Here is a 19,116-nt window from a genome sequence, read left to right as displayed (position 1 = left end):
CAACCTCCCGTTCAAGATACCTTCATTTTCTCATGAGCTTGAGGTTCTTGAAAGGTGGTGAGTATTTGACGCTCACTCTAGCCCAGTCTCCATTTGGAAGACTATCAATTATATCAACGTTTAAAAAGTCTCTGCTTCCCCCAGTTGCATGTTTAGAACTTTGCCCTTTTCCTAAAACTGCGATTGGAGCAAGCCTACATATATATATTCTTATGCCATTTCTCCAGAGAACGCCACGTAAGTCACTAGAAGAACTCCCATCTTTCTTCCAGCAAAAAACATCAACATACGAAGCAAATCCACTACCATAATGATCAAAAATGGATTCAAATTCAAGGCTATTAATTTGATTAAGTGAACCTATTACTTTTGATAAATAATCATCAATAGGTTTGGAGTCATATTCTTTCATATTGTACGGATAATAATCTCCTACAGGCTTTCCTTCGATAATCCGTTTTAGTTGTTCGTTAGTTAAAATCATTGATAAACATCCTTTTCAGATGAAATGCCAATTTCAAGCCCAATTCAATTGAAAGCTTATTGTGTTTGCATCATTAGTAAACTTCTGCATATTCCAATCTTGTGAACTTTTTCCACCCACACTGTAGTATTTTTTAATGACAGACAAGGACCTAATAGAATCACAGAATTTCTATCGTTACTCCTATTTATCTATACTTGTACTGTTTAACAGATAAATTATCGCTCAATAAGGATTCGAGCTCTTTCACCTGCTCTAAGCTTTCGAAAAATGACCTAGGAATTATAAGTGCCTTGTTTTTGGCTACATAGATCACATGGAGTTTTTTATTGCGCTTCACTTTGTATACTTCACACCACTTAATTTTACCATTGCCCACTTCCGATTCAGTGCTAATTCCACCATCATCAAACAAGTAAAAATATTCTTTTTGTAATAACTTGTCACTAGCAAATACACTTTTCAATCTATAATTTGTTACAATTCCACTTAAAGATGTGACCAATAGGCTAGTAACAATGCCAGAGAGAATAAACATTGGCGTCAAAGTTTCTTCAAGTGAAGAACTGATTAATCCTGTAAGCATAAAGACAGCAAACAAAAACACCGCCGCCTGTAAGCAATGTCAGATTTATATCCTATCCAAGAAGACGATTGTGAAGAAGCAAGGACCAATTTTAACCCTAGTGAATGATCTCCTCTTTCTAGATAACTAAACCGTTCTTCGTTCACTTGCTGATCTTCACCTACATACAATATCCTCCATTTTTGAGATGTGGTATCTCCCCTTTTCCAATTATCTGCTATTCTTTGGACAATAGCAATTTGCTCCATATTATTTTTGTTGTCTTTAATTTTCAGCAAGTTGAGCCAAGATAAGTAATCGCTATCCTTTGTAATATTTTGAGGCAGCCAAGCTTGGGTTGGAAATGACTGCTCTCTTCCGTTAACTTTAATCGTGACTTGCATAACATGCAGAGTGTCGTTATCAAATCTGCTTTTAGGGGCGACAACGCCAGTGTCCCTCGTTAAAACCTCTATAATATTACCTTTCCATTGAATTGGCGAAGCAAGTTCATAAGAATACTGATCTGCATTTTGGTGACGCGTATTCCTTATATCAATCACTTCTTCTATTTTGTATCTGGAATTCAAATAACGATCCACAACCATTTCTTGAATGATTAAAAACAATGGATATATGGATACACCAATAAAAAACAAACTTATTAAAGAAGCGATAAAAAGCTTTTTTTTATTCATAGATCATTCACATCCTAGTCATTATAACCATAATTAATCCGTTCTCTTACTTTTCATAGGTGATTTTGTTCGTATAAGTTCCTCTTGGAACTGCGAGATTCAGGAAAGGGTTAATTGGAGTTTTATGCTGATGTATCCCTCATCCCCCTTACAAAGCGAACAGTTCCCCAGATTAGCAACATAACGCCTACCCAGAACGTAAGTTGCGGATATATCGCAGGATAATAATACGATGGAAGATACGTTAGAACATCCGATTTAAACCCGATTAAAGTGGACGACATCTGCGATTCTTGAATTAGTCTCACGCCTAGAGGATGTTTCCCGCGGTCTGGATATCCAAAAACCTCTTCTTCCATCTGGTTATATCCCGTGAAGTAAATAATCCTCCACTGTTGGGATTCGGTGTGGGAAGGATTCTTCTTGCCAGGTATCCAGTCGCTTGAAAGCCTTTGAATAATAGCCGTTTTTTCGATCCCGCTGTCCTGCTCTCTTATTTTGACTACGTTTAACCACGACAAAAAGCGGCTGTCTTCTTCCCTCTCTGGAGTCAACGTTACTTCCGACTCAGGGAATTTTTCTTCATCATTAATCAATATCTTCATTTTGAAGATATGTTTAATTTTTTGGTTAATTGTTTTTGGCGCCACGATCCCGGTATCTTCTGTAATTACTTGTATTTTATTATTTGTTAGCATAAATGGTGAGTTTAGAACCGTAGTTGCATCCATTCTACTATGTACATTTATCAATTGCTCAATAGCATAGTTTTTATATACGTGATATATGGTCGCTTTTTCTCGCATAATTAAGAACATCGGATATACAGAACAAACGAATAAAAAACAGCCTATCCATATCAGGATGATACCTTTCCTTTTCACGCGAAGTCCTCCTTATGGACGAGGAGATAATTGACTCACAATTTCTTCAATCACCAAATAATCTGGCGAGAATGGTTACAGGTTTTCGCTTCTCCTTTGCGGATGCAGACCGCTTCTCTTCTTGAAGACCAAACTGAATACTATCCAGTTGACCCCGCTTCTGTCTTACGACAAGCCCAAACTCTAGTACCCCTTTCAAGCCATTAACCTGTTCTTGATATATATATCAACGTATGCCTGTGTAAATTTGACCTCTCGAATCGTCATTTCGTGTCTCATCCCTTTGAGGCTATTGGCTAACCTACTATTCTTTGGTTTCGGTGCTTCTGTCCATAATGCTTCATGAAATACACCATTTCCATGAATGATTAAAGTACCATTCCAACCAAGTCTCTATCTTATTTATATCGGATAGATACGACTCCTATTTAATGTAAATTTCAACACACTTTCGGAGATTTAGGAAGGGGATATTTGAGAAGCGATCTACGGTCTGTTGCTCAGGTTTGGCTTGCAATCGGGTGCCCGGATTTTAAAGAAACGGCAGGAGTTGTTGGCATCGGCTTGTTGGGATAGAGGGTCCCGTCAGGCGACGTTCCCAGATCGTTTCCAATTCTCCTAAATGAGTCTGCGAGGAAGATGAATTATTATTGTCGAGTGCTTGTATAGTTTTTGTATATATCGTGATAGTAAAATGGCGAGATACGCTGGATAAGCTGGCGTATTCTGTTATTTTAAAGTATGTGATTGGCGAAGGTGGTCGACGGAGAGGGGGAGGAAAGTTACTAAGCATTGATCAACCGCCTGCACACCCATGGAATTGTTCGTTATATGGAACTTCGCAAGATTTCGAAGATGTGAAGGGCCGCTGGGGTCAAGCAAATAGCATATGTCTATTCGCTTGTGCATTATATTGAGCAGATGATGATCTTGCTGTCGACAAAAACCTCGGAAATGGAGGAGAATTTTGTAATGAAACAAAAACGCAGTGTAGGCAAAGCTGTGCTATCTTTCTGCCTAGCAGTTTTGCTTGTCTTGCAGACGGTGACGTTCTCTGCTGCATATGCGGAGAGTGCGCCGGACGATTCCGGGACGGCAGTCGGTAGCAAATCTGGCTCGGCACCGTTGTCGGTACCTGAGGCGGTGTACGCTACGCCAGACGATTCCGGGACGGCAGCCGGTAGCGAATCTGGCTCGGCATCGTCGTCGGTACCTGAGGCGGTGTACGCTACGCCATTCAATTTCTTAATGATGGCGGCGGCCCCGGCGAACAAAACGACGGTGCTTATGGAAGCTAATTCGCCCTTTCCGCTGGAAGTCACACAGGACGGGAATGTCTTAAAGACGGGTGATACCATTCATGGCAGAAAGCCCTTCTCTCTTAAGTCGACCGGCATCAAGGTTCCGGTGAAGGGCGACGCCAAGAATCCAAACGAAGTGGATGGCAGCACGGTCATTTTGAAAGGCGACTATGTGATGCTGGACAAAGCGACCTACTTTCGGGAAGTGATTCTGCCGACTGCTACCATGACGCTTAAGGAGAGATCGGGCCTTACAATCGGAACCGCCTATTTCTCCGAAGAGGGCATCAAGGTTGTGTTTGACGGCGAAGACCGCTTTTTCAACGGTCAGGGGGTGAACATCACCTTCGGCTTTGATTCCACCGCAAAGGCGGATTTGTCGGGCATAAACTATGGCGACAAAAAGCCGATTAATATTTTCGGGGGGAGCTACTTGCTCGAAAACCCCCGGACCACGCCTGCGTATAGCATCACAATGAAGTCCAACAGCAACACTGCCGAATACGGCTATATCAATCAGGCGGCTTTTGTAGAGGGTGCGATCGAGTGGCAGGTGGAAATTTCCGCTACGGATATGTTTGACCCTGCTATCCCGCAGCCACTGGAAGGGCTAACATTTTATGACGCGCTCGATCCGGCTCAGGTGGGCACCTATGCAGAGGGTTCCCTCCAAGTCAACGGCGAGAAGGTGGCGCCGGACAGCGGCACCATAAACGCGCTGGCCTATACCTTCCCTGCGGGCTTCGGCGACAAGGCGACCGTCACCTTCAAGACGTGGATTCCCAAGGGGCAGTATTACGATGAGTATAAGACCGGTGAAGGTCAGTGGCGGACTATCACAAATAAAGCGGAACTGAGGGACACGTCGGGTAAGCCGCCGCTTTCCTCAAATTCGTGGCGCGCCGCCTTCAGGCCTGACTGGATTCAGCAGAGCGGCGCACTGAGCAAGCGGGAGAATTCGGATGACCCGCGTACTGTCACATGGACGATTGACGTTAACAAGGACTACCAGAAGCAAGGCCTGAAGGACTTCACGATCACCGATGCCTTGCCAGCCGGACTTACCTGGAAATCCGCCACATGGCAGTCATGGGACAGTGATACAAAAAACTGGTCCGCAGCCAAAACGGCGATTAAACCCACAGACAATGTGTACTCCTTTGGTGAGGTAAACGGACCGATCAGGCTGGTCATTGTGTCCGAAGTTACTGGCAGTATAACTAGCTTCGACAACAAGGCTATCGCCCGGTGGAAGCTGGATGTCAATACCGTGCAGGACAACGACCAATCTACCGTGTCGGACACCACCACTGTCATCATTGGCGCGCATTCCCTGACCAAGAGCGGTTCGATCACCGGGGACGACTTCAATACCGGCGCAGTTACATGGACGGTCAGCCTGAAGCCCCAAGAAGCCATTCCGAACGCTGCGGTGTACGACTTGCTGGTGTACGGCGAGTCAATCGATCTTGCTAATGTGGATGACAATGCAGCGGTCAGCAAGGAAATTCTAAACCTGCTGAAAACCAAAGGCGGTACGACCCGGGAGAACTGGCAGATGTATAAGGAGGGTTCCTTCGAGACGAAGGACGGCTTGAAGCTGGAGGTTATCCCTTTGACCCAGAAAGGCGCGCGAGTGGCCGATCTGCTGCGCGTCACTGGATATAACACCGACCAGAAAGCCACTTTCACCTTCCGCTCTGTCCTGAATCATCCGGATCAATTCGCGCGGCAGGGACCTGAAAATGGTAAAACCCGCTATAACCGCGTCCATCTGATTGACGGCAACGAGTACGCAACGTACTATGATGGCTACGACAATTATCACGGCCGGATGCTCAACAAGGAAATGCTCTATGCGTCAGAACCCATCATCGATGGCAAAGGTGATGGCAGCAAACCGAATAATATCGACCACTACATCCGCGACGACAGCAATGAGACCCGTACATTGGCAGCCTATGATCAGGTGACCAATACGGTAACCTTCCGGCTGGCGGTCAATATGAACGGGCTGAGAACGGATGAGATGGCGAAGGACGGCGGCAATCGGGTGGCCAGCGACATCCGGCTCGTTGATACCCTGCCCGAGGGCTGGGAGTTCGTCCCCTTTTCCGAGGGGAAGGCTTTCGAACTGTGGCGAGGGGAATCAAGCAACTATGGCAAACATGATTACGGAGCCAGAAACGACGCCAAAGAGATCATTCAGCCGACCGACCCGCGCCATGTGGTGAGCTTCTCTGCCAATGGGAACGTGGGTACCTTCTCTTTTACCAAGCTGGAAATGCCCTATGTCATTCTGGTCAAGGCCAAGCCCACGGAGAGCGCTCAGAGGACCTATTTCGAGAGCCGCAATCCAAGGACAGCGGTCGAAAATACCGCCGAGTTGCACATCCAATGGGGCGACATATCCACCGTGCGCACCGAAAAGCGCAAGGTCATCGTCCCGATGAAGTCGTTGGGCAAGTCGGTAACCAAGCCGAATCCCGGCGTGCTGGAGTGGACGGTGAATTACACCCCGCCCTTCGAGATCAAAAAAGGCGTCTATTTGCAGGACACTCTTGGCCGGGGGCTGACGCTGCGAAAGGACGAGAGTGGGAACCTCTCGCTGCGACGCCCTGACATGGCGGTATACCGCGCCAAGCCGACCCCCAGCGGGGAACTGACGAGGGACGGCGATGCGCTGAACTTGTATGACCCGAACTGCGAGGTCAAGGTGGAAACCGTCACAGAAGGCGGTGCAACCCGGTTGATCTTCCGCATGGCGGACCCGAACAGATTCTATCAGATCGTGTATCAGACCGAGGTCACCGAAGTGCCTAACGGTGGAAAAGTGGGCAACGAGATTAAGCTGATGGGCGATGACACGCTGAAGGACGTCGGCGCCAAAAGCGAAAGCGCGGTCGACAATAGCGACGTGGGCGGCAGCGCGGAAACCCGAGGCAAGCTGGATCTGATCAAGATCGACCCGGAAAACAAGCCGCTTAAGGACGTAGTATTCACGCTGTACGAGCCCGACGGCGTAACAAAGGTCGCCAGTGGAACTACAGGTGCGGACGGCAAGCTTAGTCTGTTTGCCAAAGCGGGACTTTACGTGCTCAAGCAAACCTATATTGACCCGACCACCTATCTGCCGACCACGACGGTTTATCAGGTGCGTGTGGCTTCTACTCCTTGGAATCCCATCTGGGTGGACGGAGTGGAGGTAACCAGCAACAAACCGTTGGTTGTGCCAACCCCTGTGTGGGTGCCCAGCGATTTGTTGCTGGACACGGCGATAGAGGGGAAAGGGGCAGACCTGAACAAGGATTTTGAATATACGATTACCTTCAGCAACGGCAAGTCTTATGAATATACCGGCTCAAAAAACGGCACGGTGGCCAGCGGCGGAATCATTACGCTGAAAGGCGGCCAGACCATCACCATCAAGGATATCCCTGATGGCATCACCTACACCATCGTCCAGAAGGATTACACAGGCGAGGGCTACGCTACCAATCCGGCGGATTTGACGCGTACCGACAGCATTGTGGCGAAGAAAATTGCCGAAGCGAAGTTTGTCAACACCAAGTACCTCCCCGGCAAGCTGACGATCGGGGAGACGGTCGTGGGCAACGGCGGGGACAAGAATAAGGCGTTCGAGTTCACCGTCACCTTCGACGGCGAGGGTGCAAGCGGGAAGTATACCTATACGAAATCGGACAATTCCACAGGAACCATTCAATCCGGCGGCAAGATCTCCCTCAAGCATGGAGAAACGGTCACTATTGTTGGAATTCCTAAGGATACGAACTACACCGTCACTGAGACCTCTTATACGGCTGACGGGTACACGACGAATTGGCCGGACTGGAAAACTACCGGCACCATTACCGATGGGGGCGACCATAAAGCAGAGTTCGTCAACACACGGATTGTGTCCGGCGGTTTGCTGATCGGAGAGACGGTAATCGGCAGCGGTGCGGACAAGAACAAGGAATTTGAGTTTACGGTCAAATTCCCGAATGCGGCTGCAGGTGAGTCGTATGCCTACACGAAGTCGGACGGCACCAAAGGATCGATCAAATCCGGCGACACGATCACCCTTAAGCATGGGCAAGACGTCGTCATTGAAGGTATTCCGAGCGGTGACAGCTATATCGTCACCGAGACCGATTATTCGGGCGAGGGGTATACCGCCGATCCGGCGAATCGGACGAATAGCGGCACGATCGTGGAGAAGCAGATTGACGAAGCTCGCTTCGTCAATGCAAAGTATCTCCCGGGCAAGCTGACGCTGACGGCAGATCCTGCGGTCGTTCCCGGCAACGGTAAAACGTCTTCGCAGCTGACGACTACGTTGACCGACTCTGAAGGCAACCCGGTTACGAACAGAGAAGTCGTCTTTACACTGCCGGATCAATCGGAAGTAAAGGCCACGACCGATGCACAAGGAAAAGCAGTTATCTTTTATGCACCGCCAAAGCTGGACGCAACAACGCCTGAGGATCACAACATCACGGCCAAGGTGAACAGTCCGACAGAAGGAAATTTGACCGCCACCACGATTGTAACCGCCATGCCGGCGGCGATCATCGGGGTGCTGCGGGACAACACAACGGGCGAAGTGATTCCAAATGCAACCGTTGTGGTCACCAACAATGTGTATGGCAAGAAGTACACGATCACGACCGATGCCACTGGCGCTTATTTCCTCCCTGTCGCATATGGTGGAGACTATACGAGCAGCTTCACGAAAAAGATCAAAATCAATGGCGTTGATGAGTCGATTACCTTCACGCAAAAAGCAAAGGTTGACAGCAATGCGAAGGGTGGCGAGTTGGTTCCGGCGCACATTACGGCTGGAGGCATCGTTCTCCTGAAGCAGCCTGGAGGGCAGTCTTCGCAGCTGAACAGCGCACTTGCCGACAAGATGCACATTTATTTGCAGGATGCGAACGGCAACTATATTTTGGATCAGAACGGCGCTCCGAAAGCATTCAAATTGCAGTCTAACGGCACGTTCTTCGTGGATGGCTTATCTGCGGAAAGCTACAAAATGGAAGTGCGTTACGAAGTTGCGCCGGGCAAAGTACTGACGCTCATTCGGGATGCGAAGCTGGACGTTAAAGCGAACGGCGAATTGAATATTTCGCAGGAGCTTGTCGACCCGTATGGCAAAATTACGGACGCAAAGACTGGCGCAGTAATCGAGGGAGCTAAAGTGACGCTGCACTATGCGGATACGCCGAGGAACAGGGCGAACCGCATCACGCCAGGCACGGAAGTAACGCTGCCTGCGATTCCGGGCTTTGCACCGAACGATAACGACAGCCCAAGTCAGAACAGCGACGCAACCGGCTCATATGCGTACATGGTATTCCCGGACACAGATTACTATCTGGTTGTATCGAAAACCGGGTATGAGATGCATACGAGCGCAACCATCTCTGTCGGAAGCGACATCGTACGCTACGATGTACAGTTGAAGCCGGTAAGTTCCGGTGGCAATAGCGGCGGAACTGGACCCGTCAACCCCGAACCTGGCAAGCCTGAACCCGGTAAACCCGAACCCGGTAAGCCTGAACCCGGTAAACCCGAACCCGGTAAGCCTGAACCCGGTAAGCCCGAACCCGGTAAGCCTGAACCCGGTAAGCCTGAACCCGGCGACAGCAGCAACGGAACTGACAGCAGCAGTGGAACCGACAGCAGCAGTGGAACTGACGGCAGCAGTGGAACCAGCGGCAGCAGTGGAACCGGCGGCAGCAGTGGAACCAGCGGCAGCAGTGGAACCGGCGGCAGCAGTGGAACCAGCGGCAGTAGTGGAACCGGCGGCAATAACGGAACCGCTGGCAACAACGGAACCGCTGGCAACAACGGAACCGTTGGCAACAACGGAACCGCTGGCAACAACGGAACCGCTGGCAACAACGGAACCGCTGGCAACAACGGAACCGCTGGCAACAACGGAACTGACGGCAGCAACGGAACTGACGGCAGCAACGGAACTGACGGCAGCAACGGAACTGACGGCAGCAACGGAACCGTTGGCAACAACGGAGCCGTTGGCAACAACGGAACCGACAATGGCGACAACCAGTTGGACAATGTTCCGAAAACAGGAGATAATAGCATATCGCCAATCTTCTATATGGCTTTGGCGCTAATGTCCTTGATTGTGATCGGATTCTGTCTGCTCAGCAGCAAGAAGAAAAAGCACATTCAGTAACAGGAAAGGCGGTAAGAAAATGAGTAAAATCAAAAAATTTCTTGTCGCCTTTTCCTTTCTTCTGTTGGTTTTTTCTCTCGTCTCTATTGCGAGAACTTTCCTGCGGGATTATGATGAACAGCAGCAAATTAAAGAACTGGCAGAAATGTGGAATAAAGAACCGGATAAAGGCGGGGGTGCTGCGACACCCTCACCTATTATCACGAAGGCGCATGAGCCGGTTATGCTCCCTGAATTTCAAGAGCTTTACAGGAGAAACCCGGACATCGTCGGTTGGTTGAAAATTGACGGCACCCGAATTGAATACCCGATTATGCAGAACCAACAGGATTCACAATACTATCTCAATCATGATTTCGATAAAAAGATAAACCAAAATGGACTCCCCTTTTTGGACGCACATAGTCGGATAAACGGTTCGGACATTTTGCTGATTCACGGACATCACATGAAAAGCGGCGTGATGTTTGCAGATTTGATGAAGTACAAGAAAGAAATCTATTATAAGGAACGTGCTACATTCCAGTTCAGTACGCTTTACGAAAAGGAAGAATATGAAATTGTTGCCGTTATTCTCTCAAAGGTTTATCGCAAAACGGACGACGTTTTTAAGTACTACCAGATTGAGAAGGTAGGAACATCCGCCGAGTTTGACTCGTATATTCAGAACATCAAAAAACTCGCTCTTTACGACACGGGCGTGACAGCCCGGTATGGCGACAAGCTTATTGTTCTGTCTACGTGTGAATACTCAACCGAAGACGGCCGGTTAGCGGTAGTCGCTCGAAAGCCTACATGACGATGTTGAAACACGGAGTCAAGCTGCTTCATATCGCGTTCTCCCTTGGAGGACGTGATTTTTTTTGAATTTCCGCGGCGGAAATTTTTCAACAGAGATGAAATAGGGAACAACGCTCGAAAAGAAGATTTGGCAATGTACCGCTAACACGAAGAAGGAGGGAAAATATTTGTTGACACGTACAATTTGGTTTGTGACAATCATATTAAAGGAAGCTTCATTCAATCCACGAGTCCCGACTTCCGTTTCTCGTCCTTCGGTGCGTACGGAATCGGCTGCGCTCCCCAGAGGAGCCCTAATATATCGGGAGGAATGAGTATGCAAATACGAAAAGGGGGATTAAAGCGTTATGGAACAGATACTTCAAGCAATTCGGTATAATAATGGTAAATTTCCACGCAACGAACTACAGCATATCATCGAGCAGAAGGAAGAGGCTATTCCTTACTTGCTTCAAATTATGAACGACCTGAAAGACGATTATGAGAAAGTATTGGATCGTCCGACTCGAATCGATTTTATTTATGCTTATTTCCTGTTGGCACAGTTTCAGGTAAAAGAATTATTTCCAATTATGATCGATGTTTTATCCAAGCCCAGTGAGATTTGCGAAAATATATTTGACGATGCTATAACTGAGGGTATTGGTAGAATCCTTGCGTCTGTGTACAATGGAGAAATTGATTTGCTATTGGGGTTAATCGAGAATACAAAAGCGAACCAGTACGCGCGCGGACAAGCATTGAATGCTTTAGTTGTTTTGGTTTTAAACGATCATCTCTCGAGAGATTTCGTAATGGATTATTTCAAGCAGCTTATGAACGGCAAGCTCGCAGAGACAAATTATTATATAAATGCAGAAATCGTCTGCTGCTGTGAAGATCTTTATCCTGAAGAGGTTCTTCCAGATATTCAGCGCTTATATGAAGATCAGGTTGTTGAAAGCACGATCATCCGGTTGGATAGCATTGAGAAGACACTCCAGAAAACAAAAGAAGATGTGTTGCGAAAGAATTATCAAAAACATAACTTTCAGTTGATTACGAGTGCAATCGAGGAATTGCAAGATTGGGCTTGTTTTCGCCAAGATTTCCATGAAATGTTAACCAATTCTTACTCGAAGGTAGAACGTAGCGCTGCCTCTGGCGATCTGAAGAGTAATCCTGCTGTAAAAGTCGAAAAAATTGGTCGCAATGATCCTTGTACATGCGGCAGCGGTCAAAAGTACAAGAAATGCTGCGGAAGGTAAAGAGTGAATATGAATAAACGTTGGTTAAGCTGACGTACAATTTATCAAACCCTTGGAACAATGCGGTGTCGGGGATACATCCCTTTTACCGTCTCCATACATGAAGGAAAGCTGGAAGTCCTTCGGACGACAAACGTAACGCATTTGTTTTTCAATAACGTCATATTCAGAAGCTCATCCGATTCCACTATCGAGCAAATTTTGCCTTGTTGTGTGTATTGAGCGAAGCGAAAGGAATGGATCTAAGCATGAAAGAACCATCTGAACAGCTCATTGAAATGCTTGGCCATCCGTACAGTCCCAAGAATGTTCAAGCTTTGCTGCAATCATTCGGCGTCAAGCGAATGCCACCCCCGAACAGCTATTTCAACGACGATATCATCTGGTCTGTGAAAACATCGATACGCGTCGATATTTATCGCGCGCCAAAAATAAATGATCTGACTGGACTCCAATATACAAATCAAGACGAATGGATCATGGGCGCCATACATTTTCTTGCGCCCGGGTCGGATGACAGAATTAAAGCTCCGTTTCCCGGAAAGCTTCCCAAGGGAATCACGATGAGCTCAACACCGGATGAGTCGATAAAGGCATATGGTCAACCTGAACTGGATGAAGAATGTTGGTGGCCTGGATTTTCCGGTCGAATTTTGGCATGGCGCAAGCCGGGCATAAATATCGCAATTGAATATGCGGATAGTGAAATCGATAGGGTGATGAGAAGTTATACGGCCTGCTTAATAGGCTGCATAGGTGCGCCTGGCGGAACGATAATCCGGAGGTCTTTGCTCCCTAATTGCAGGTCGACCTTTCAGACCTAAAAAAGATTGGCAAGGGAACGATTTTGCCTTTCGAATTGCTGGTTTACTTCTGTGAAGTGGCAGTTGAGTATATTCATGAGCAGGGAGATATCTTTGAAGATATGGGAGATCGTTTTACCGATGCTTATGAAGAAGTAGTTCAAATTCTCAATAATGAGAAAACGCCTGACTTGTTTGAGCAATATAAAGATCGCGTACAGGCTATTGTCAATACACCCGGTTGTGACTGCTGGGGGATTCATGATTCGTTGAACGGCTCGTATTCTGATCTCAAATGGATAGATCATGACAAGGAACAAGACGATATTGCCAATGCTTCTGGTGTCATTTCCTATGCAGCGATGAGCAAGTGGCTTAAAATTCCCGAGGATATTCGTCAAAAATATATCAGCAATGTCTGGTGCGGAAGATGCTTAGGAGCAACAAGCATCAAAGATTTTACGGCACAATTGGATAAGTATGGAATTGCTCTTCAAGGAATTTGCTCTAAATGCGGGCATCAGGTAGCCAGAGTTATTGAGAAATGAATGTTTATACACAATGACACTGCCTCCCTGCGAAACGGGGGGGCCAGATACATTAATTCACCCCTTTCTTCCGACTGCTTGGCAACATTTTATCAATGCAAAATAATATCAATACCATAACAACTTTAGCAGTGTCACTTAAAGTAACACTTTCCATCATATTATCTATGGTGTGAACCGCTATTATATCCAATGCGATCTGCAAAACACCTACAAGAATACTGATTTTCCATTTCGCTGTTTTGTAAACATAAATGATACAGCTAAAATGATTAACAACAAGATTGCAGTTACAACAATGAGCTTTGATTTTTTTGACAAAGTCGAAAAACTGGGTTCCTCTACTTTCCCCACATCTTTTTCCTCAGAACTTATTTCCTTACTCTCACTTTATTATTTTGCTTGCTCCTTAATATTCGTATGAAATTGACATTTCATTATCTATTTCTTTCTTTTGAAAACACAAATGACTTCCTTTGAAGATCCTTGATGTTGGTTTGTATCAAAACAAGATACAAGCTCCCATCCATTTGATCCCATTACATTAAGATCCTTCTCAAATTCTTTTATATCCAATGTACCTCCGCTAAAGAAACCTTTTGTGAAGAACTTAAGAGTCTTATATTCCCACTGTTCCATATTTCCAAATTCCTTCCTTTTGTCCGAATAATAGTGCACATTATCAATCAAATACTTTTCTAAAGATTATTCCTCCAACAAACATATAAGTATTAATTCCAACCAAAATCACACATCCAGCGAGAAAATGGTTCATAATGTTGGAACGAAAAAATAATCCAAGCATAGGAAACAAGCTCAATAATATTATATGCGAAAGTATTATATTCCGTTTTGAACCCCAGCTTATTTCTTTCTCTACATCAGCGTACAGAGTCCCAATCAAAAGGGCTGCAAATGAATATAGTCCAAAGTTCCAATCCCCATTTCCGTCATTTAATAAAGAGAATGCATAATACCAAAAAGGACCGATTATGATTAACTTAAGAATAAACAAAACGATTCTTTGTTTAGCAATTTGCATCTTCTCACCTCACTGGTAAAATTATACCACATTTTTCACTTTTACAAGGGCATCCAAAATAGGTTGTTCCAGGCATCTCACGAATCACCAGGAATTAACCTAAAATTATTAATAAATCCGTTTTTTTGAAGGAATATTGGTTCCGTCTTCTGAGTATTAAAATCATAGAAGTGAATACCTCTTCCGTTGTCCTCCTTTTCGCTTACTCCTAAGAAATAAACCCCTTTTCCGTCTTGGGATAAGAACAATCCACTTCTTGCTTTTATAGGCAAGTCAATTCTCTGTCTCTCTCCCGTCTTTATATTAATAAAACTGTATTCTACCGGATCTTTGTTTATATGTCTTGCAGTGGCAATAAGAATTTGCTCTCCTCTTGCCGTTAAACGTAAGATTTGTTCGTTTTCTAACTCGATCACCGAGCGTTGCTCCATGCTATTATTATCAATCTCCACGATCTGATTCTTGGGTGGGATTAGCTCTGTTTGAGTTCTATTGGCTTTTTCAATGTTTTTACTTTGCTCATTTTCCGAATAACTCGCTGCATATGTTTTATTCGTTTCCGGATCATATGAGATGTCCCAGACTGTGGTGTCCATATCGCGATCATTCACAGTACTCATTTGTTTACTTTGCTTATCGTAAAAAACAACTTTGAGCGGACGTTCACCCTTTTTCACTGCCGTCATAATCAATTTGTTTTCGGCCGCATGCGGTATAATTCTATTAATCGCGAATAACTCATTAGTCAATCGCTGGGAAGTTTTCGTTTTGTTATCATAGACAAACAATTGGTCCCCCTTGCCTTCTCCGGCAGCGGAATAGTAAATTTTGTCCTCTTTTAATGAAACGACCGATAACGGGTACTGGGATGTATAAGGTAAATCGTCTACTTTGCTTAACACCTTACTATTGATGTCATACGTATAGATTCGCATAACCATTCCATCATCGGTATCAACCCCGTTTACATATTCCGTATTAGTTATGGAAAGATAATCTCCCCTTTGTGATTCTGCTGTAATCGTCTTGCTTTTTTCAGGCGGTACATTGCTCCCGATGCTTGATGAATTACAGCCTATATTCAGGGCGAGTAAAATGATTATCGCGACCACAGATAATATTGAAAACCAATTCCTTTTCATCATATCTCCCCTTTTAATTCTTCCTCTCCAACCCGAGCCATAGCCTAGAACAGCTATTCCCCTCCTATAGTGAACCCATCCAACTTCCATATTACACCAAAAGGCTTCTCCAGTGAAACCATGTATGGGAACTAATGCCAAGAACATTGAATGGTTAGGTAAAAGATGGGTATCCATGTTAGTATAGAAGTGAGGTGCAGCACACGGAGATTCAGTCCTGTCGTAAAGGAATACGAAAGAATGACCAGGGTTTAAGGCGTTCATCATAACGCAATAATGAACCATCGCATATCTTTATTAGGCGACCCTTGCCAATATTGAAGCAAGCCATTGAGGACACCAAACGCTAAGCTGTGTGCTAGTTTTTCATATGGAGAGGTGAACACGGTATGATCTATTTTACAGCCGACTTGCATTTTGAACATGACAAGATCATGAAGCATACGCATCGTCCTTTTCGCAACCTGGAAGAGATGAACCGTAAATTAATCCAAAAATGGAATCAAAAAGTATCCTACACAGATGAGGTATATATTCTGGGCGATGTGACGATGAAAGGCGGTATGGTGGCTAATCATTATTTATCACAGCTAAATGGAACGAAATATTTGGTCAAAGGGAATCACGATAACTTCGTTGATGATGAACCGTTTGACCAAAGCCACTTTGTCTGGATCAAAGATTATTTTGAGCTAAAACATGGCAATTATCATTTCATTTTGTTCCATTATCCAATCCTTGAGTGGCATAAGCAAAGGCATGGCTCCATTCAACTGCATGGACACATTCATTCAAATATTTCGTATAACCTTGAAATGCTTGAGCAAGGTATCAAACGCTATGATGTTGGAGTGGATGCGAATTTGTATGCCCCTGTGAGTATGGAAGAGATCTTGAAGACTTTGGGTGGGTGAGGAGTTTGAGAAAAACCATGAGAAAAATAGTTGTTCGCAACCAGACCTATTTGGGGAATCACAAAGGAAATCGGGATTTTGTGTATCATCATTCGAACTTAACGCTATGCACAGAAAATAGGAAGGCAAAAGCCACTATTTCAGCGGTTTCTATCTTAGCTGGGACTGTAAAAGTGAAAGAATCAGATGAGTAGGAGTGCGAGTATTTAATGAAATGGAAACTGGATAACGTAGTGGAGCGCCATAGAGAATCACCATATACATTCTATCTACCTAGTCAACACGTTCTGAGTCAACTAAAAGTTGGCGACTTGGTTAAATTGATTTTTATGGCAGAAGAAACATTGGAGAATGGGTGCGAAGCTGAAAGAATGTGGGTAGAAATCATTGAGCGGAAAGATTCTGAGTTCCGCGGGAAATTAGATAATAAACCATATTACCTTGACTCTCCTCAGTATGGAGATTTGATTGATTTTAATTTAATTCATATATGCGATACTCAATTAGACGATCCACATTCAAATGATATGGACTTTTTTTTCGACAAAAGGGTAACCGTGAGTAATGATGTTTTATCAAGAAACGAATTCAACTTTTTATTGAGATTTGAATAAAGGTGTTTTTGCTTTGAAAGTACTGCAAGCGAGAATGGATTTGTATGTCGGAAGTGAAAAATCGAGGAGTGCTACCTGAAGATAATGGAGGAAATAAGACAATGACGGACATTTTTTTCGCAGAGGAAAGCCCAAAAATGATAGAGGCATATAAAAAAGCACAGGAAACCTTCAGATATTTTTGGAGAGAGCTATCATGGGAGTACAGAAGAATCATTCCTGCACTAGATCTAGCTTGTGTTAAAGTTAGACTCTCTCAGATTATGGATGATAATGACACGCCTACGCTAGAACATATGTGGGTGAATGAAATAGATTTTGATGGCGAGAACATAAAAGGCGTGTTGATCAATGAACCGAACTTATTGACAAATATTAAAGTTGAAGATGCCGTCATAGTTCCTCTAAGCCAAATTAGTGACTGGCTTTTTACACAAGGGGATAAAACCTTTGGAGGATTTACTATACAAGCCATGCGTTCTGAAATGAGTGACAACGAACGAAAAGAGCATGATGAAGCTTGGGGACTAGATTTTGGTGACTACAATGACATTTGGGTTGTTACTAACCAACAGGAGCGCCCTGAAAATCTGGAAGAACATCCAATGAGTAAAAATATGAGAGAGCAGCTGATTGAATTTCTACAGCAAAACCCTGGCGAGTTAACTTCAAAAGATGATTTAGGAAATACCCTTTTACATAGAGAGTCTATTGCAGGTAATCGCACATCAGTTGAAGTTCTATTGCAATTTGGAGTAGATAAAAATGCTAAGAACAACAACGGGAAAACGGCTTTAGATTATGCTACACAGTTAAACTGGGAAAACATTATTCCAATACTTGAATGATTGACCGGCTTAGAACAAACAGCCCGAGGAGCAGCAAGCGTCCCCTGTCGTGCAAATGATCGGCCAAGCTTGCACGGCCGCCGCTAAGACGTTCGGGAATACGCTGCTCCTGCTGGATCGCTACTGTTGGCTTTAAGCTTTAGAACTTTTCAATAGTGATTTCACTTATTTGAACATAGAGTTAACTGTTGCAAAAATAAGTATAAATAATATGATAAGTATAATCCAAAAAACAGTAATACTTGCAAGAAAGTATGCTAATGTAAATTTCTCTTTATGATAAGCAGACCAACAACCAAGCGAGACTAAGAAGACTATAGGATAAATCAATACATTGAAAAGTACAATATAAAGAACAGTTGCTTCCACTGTGGCTGGTTGTGAATCGAATCCCATCCCTACTGCGCCGACAGCAGGAAGCCAAAATAATAACGATAGACCCGATATAATATTAATCCCTAAGCAAAAACCGAAACATATCCATTTTTTCAAAAGTAGGGCTTCCCTTCAGTGGTATGGAAAAATCTAATATCTTCTCGATTCAATTGTTCTTACAATAAAAATCAGTTTTTTATAGCAATATCTCCACTTTCACTTATTACACATTTCTGCAAAGAATGAGCTAAACTAAGTCCATATATATAATCGGGACAATTCTTAGAAGTCACCCTAAAGCATCTAAGCTTTTCTGTGTTCCGCATTAATAATTCAACAAAGTTAGGATTTCTACTTGCTATATTATCATTTCCCCAAAACAACACCACAATATCAGAACTGTTCACTGCCTCTTCAATATATTTATAATTTTTTTCATGAAATTTACGTTTTTCTTTTGGCAGCAAGTTTTTCTTCTTTGAAGCGTAAGGATAAAGATTTACCACTTCAAATGAGCCGATATTCTCTTTTTCGAGATGCACTACAATGCTACTCAAGGTTGATCCTAGTAGTCTCTCAATTCTAATAGTATAGATTGGATGAATGTGGTATAGTGATGCCAAAAAGAGGAATGACATATGC

At 44.4% G+C, this 19,116-nt stretch carries 18 protein-coding genes; 8 read left to right on the top strand and 10 right to left on the bottom strand.

Annotated features, from left to right (window positions below):
- Positions 1-22: 22 nt before the first annotated feature.
- From NLX71_RS24575 to NLX71_RS24560, 4 genes are all read right to left on the bottom strand, one after another.
- Positions 23-484 (bottom strand): hypothetical protein, encoded by a 462-nt coding sequence (locus NLX71_RS24575; protein WP_254366413.1) that lies wholly within the window; start codon positions 482-484, stop codon positions 23-25.
- Positions 485-671: 187 nt separating this feature from the next.
- Positions 672-1,085: a YcxB family protein gene (locus NLX71_RS24570; RefSeq protein ID WP_254366412.1), complete on the bottom strand. Its 414-nt coding sequence runs from the start codon at positions 1,083-1,085 to the stop codon at positions 672-674.
- Positions 1,055-1,747, bottom strand: coding sequence for a hypothetical protein (locus NLX71_RS24565; protein ID WP_254366411.1), 693 nt, complete (start codon positions 1,745-1,747; stop codon positions 1,055-1,057). The genes NLX71_RS24570 and NLX71_RS24565 overlap by 31 nt, the downstream gene beginning before the upstream one ends.
- Positions 1,748-1,869: 122 nt before the next feature.
- Positions 1,870-2,631, bottom strand: a complete 762-nt coding sequence (locus NLX71_RS24560; protein WP_254366410.1) for a hypothetical protein — start codon at positions 2,629-2,631, stop codon at positions 1,870-1,872.
- Positions 2,632-3,603: 972 nt separating this feature from the next.
- On the opposite strand from NLX71_RS24560, the gene NLX71_RS24555 reads away from it, so the two are divergent.
- The 5 genes from NLX71_RS24555 (at position 3,604) to NLX71_RS24535 (ending at position 13,539) form a co-directional block, all read left to right on the top strand.
- Positions 3,604-10,140 (top strand): DUF7601 domain-containing protein, encoded by a 6,537-nt coding sequence (locus tag NLX71_RS24555; protein ID WP_254366409.1) that lies wholly within the window; start codon positions 3,604-3,606, stop codon positions 10,138-10,140.
- A gap of 19 nt (positions 10,141-10,159) precedes the next feature.
- Entirely contained in the window at positions 10,160-10,939 is a 780-nt protein-coding gene (locus NLX71_RS24550; RefSeq protein ID WP_254366408.1) for a class B sortase, read from the top strand.
- A gap of 349 nt (positions 10,940-11,288) precedes the next feature.
- Entirely contained in the window at positions 11,289-12,188 is a 900-nt protein-coding gene (locus NLX71_RS24545; protein WP_254366407.1) for a DUF1186 domain-containing protein, read from the top strand.
- Between the two features lie 248 nt (positions 12,189-12,436).
- Complete coding sequence (locus tag NLX71_RS24540; protein ID WP_254366406.1) at positions 12,437-13,012, top strand: hypothetical protein; 576 nt, start codon at positions 12,437-12,439, stop codon at positions 13,010-13,012.
- Positions 12,988-13,539 (top strand): hypothetical protein, encoded by a 552-nt coding sequence (locus NLX71_RS24535; RefSeq protein WP_254366405.1) that lies wholly within the window; start codon positions 12,988-12,990, stop codon positions 13,537-13,539. The genes NLX71_RS24540 and NLX71_RS24535 overlap by 25 nt, the downstream gene beginning before the upstream one ends.
- 52 nt (positions 13,540-13,591) lie before the next feature.
- Here the strand turns inward: NLX71_RS24535 and NLX71_RS27180 are convergent, their stop codons facing one another.
- From NLX71_RS27180 to NLX71_RS24520, 4 genes are all read right to left on the bottom strand, one after another.
- Entirely contained in the window at positions 13,592-13,849 is a 258-nt protein-coding gene (locus NLX71_RS27180) for a YrvL family regulatory protein (RefSeq protein WP_375377958.1), read from the bottom strand.
- Positions 13,850-13,980: 131 nt separating this feature from the next.
- On the bottom strand, positions 13,981-14,178 hold the full coding sequence (locus NLX71_RS24530; protein ID WP_254366404.1) for a DUF4177 domain-containing protein: 198 nt from the start codon (positions 14,176-14,178) through the stop codon (positions 13,981-13,983).
- Between the two features lie 43 nt (positions 14,179-14,221).
- On the bottom strand, positions 14,222-14,581 hold the full coding sequence (locus NLX71_RS24525; RefSeq protein WP_254366403.1) for a hypothetical protein: 360 nt from the start codon (positions 14,579-14,581) through the stop codon (positions 14,222-14,224).
- Between the two features lie 77 nt (positions 14,582-14,658).
- Positions 14,659-15,813, bottom strand: coding sequence for a hypothetical protein (locus tag NLX71_RS24520; protein WP_254366402.1), 1,155 nt, complete (start codon positions 15,811-15,813; stop codon positions 14,659-14,661).
- 299 nt (positions 15,814-16,112) lie between these two features.
- Here NLX71_RS24520 and NLX71_RS24515 point away from each other — a divergent pair, with 299 nt between their 5' ends.
- The 3 genes from NLX71_RS24515 to NLX71_RS24505 all read left to right on the top strand — a co-directional run bounded on the left by NLX71_RS24515 (position 16,113) and on the right by NLX71_RS24505 (position 18,099).
- On the top strand, positions 16,113-16,637 hold the full coding sequence (locus tag NLX71_RS24515; RefSeq protein WP_254366401.1) for a metallophosphoesterase: 525 nt from the start codon (positions 16,113-16,115) through the stop codon (positions 16,635-16,637).
- 209 nt (positions 16,638-16,846) lie between these two features.
- Complete coding sequence (locus NLX71_RS24510; protein ID WP_254366400.1) at positions 16,847-17,251, top strand: DUF2314 domain-containing protein; 405 nt, start codon at positions 16,847-16,849, stop codon at positions 17,249-17,251.
- 44 nt (positions 17,252-17,295) lie between these two features.
- Positions 17,296-18,099, top strand: coding sequence for a DUF2314 domain-containing protein (locus NLX71_RS24505; protein ID WP_254366399.1), 804 nt, complete (start codon positions 17,296-17,298; stop codon positions 18,097-18,099).
- Between the two features lie 165 nt (positions 18,100-18,264).
- On the opposite strand, the gene NLX71_RS24500 is transcribed toward NLX71_RS24505, so the two are convergent.
- A complete protein-coding gene (locus NLX71_RS24500) occupies positions 18,265-18,591 on the bottom strand; it encodes a hypothetical protein (protein ID WP_254366398.1) in 327 nt (108 codons plus the stop codon).
- A 71-nt stretch (positions 18,592-18,662) separates the two neighbouring features.
- On the bottom strand, positions 18,663-19,116 hold a 454-nt coding region (locus tag NLX71_RS24495), incomplete at its 5' end, for a DUF1643 domain-containing protein (RefSeq protein ID WP_254366397.1).

The organism is Paenibacillus sp. MZ04-78.2 (assembly GCF_024213375.1).
In the GTDB taxonomy this organism is placed as follows: Bacteria; Bacillota; Bacilli; order Paenibacillales; family NBRC-103111; genus Paenibacillus_G.
This window is presented reverse-complemented; position numbering and strand designations above follow the sequence as displayed.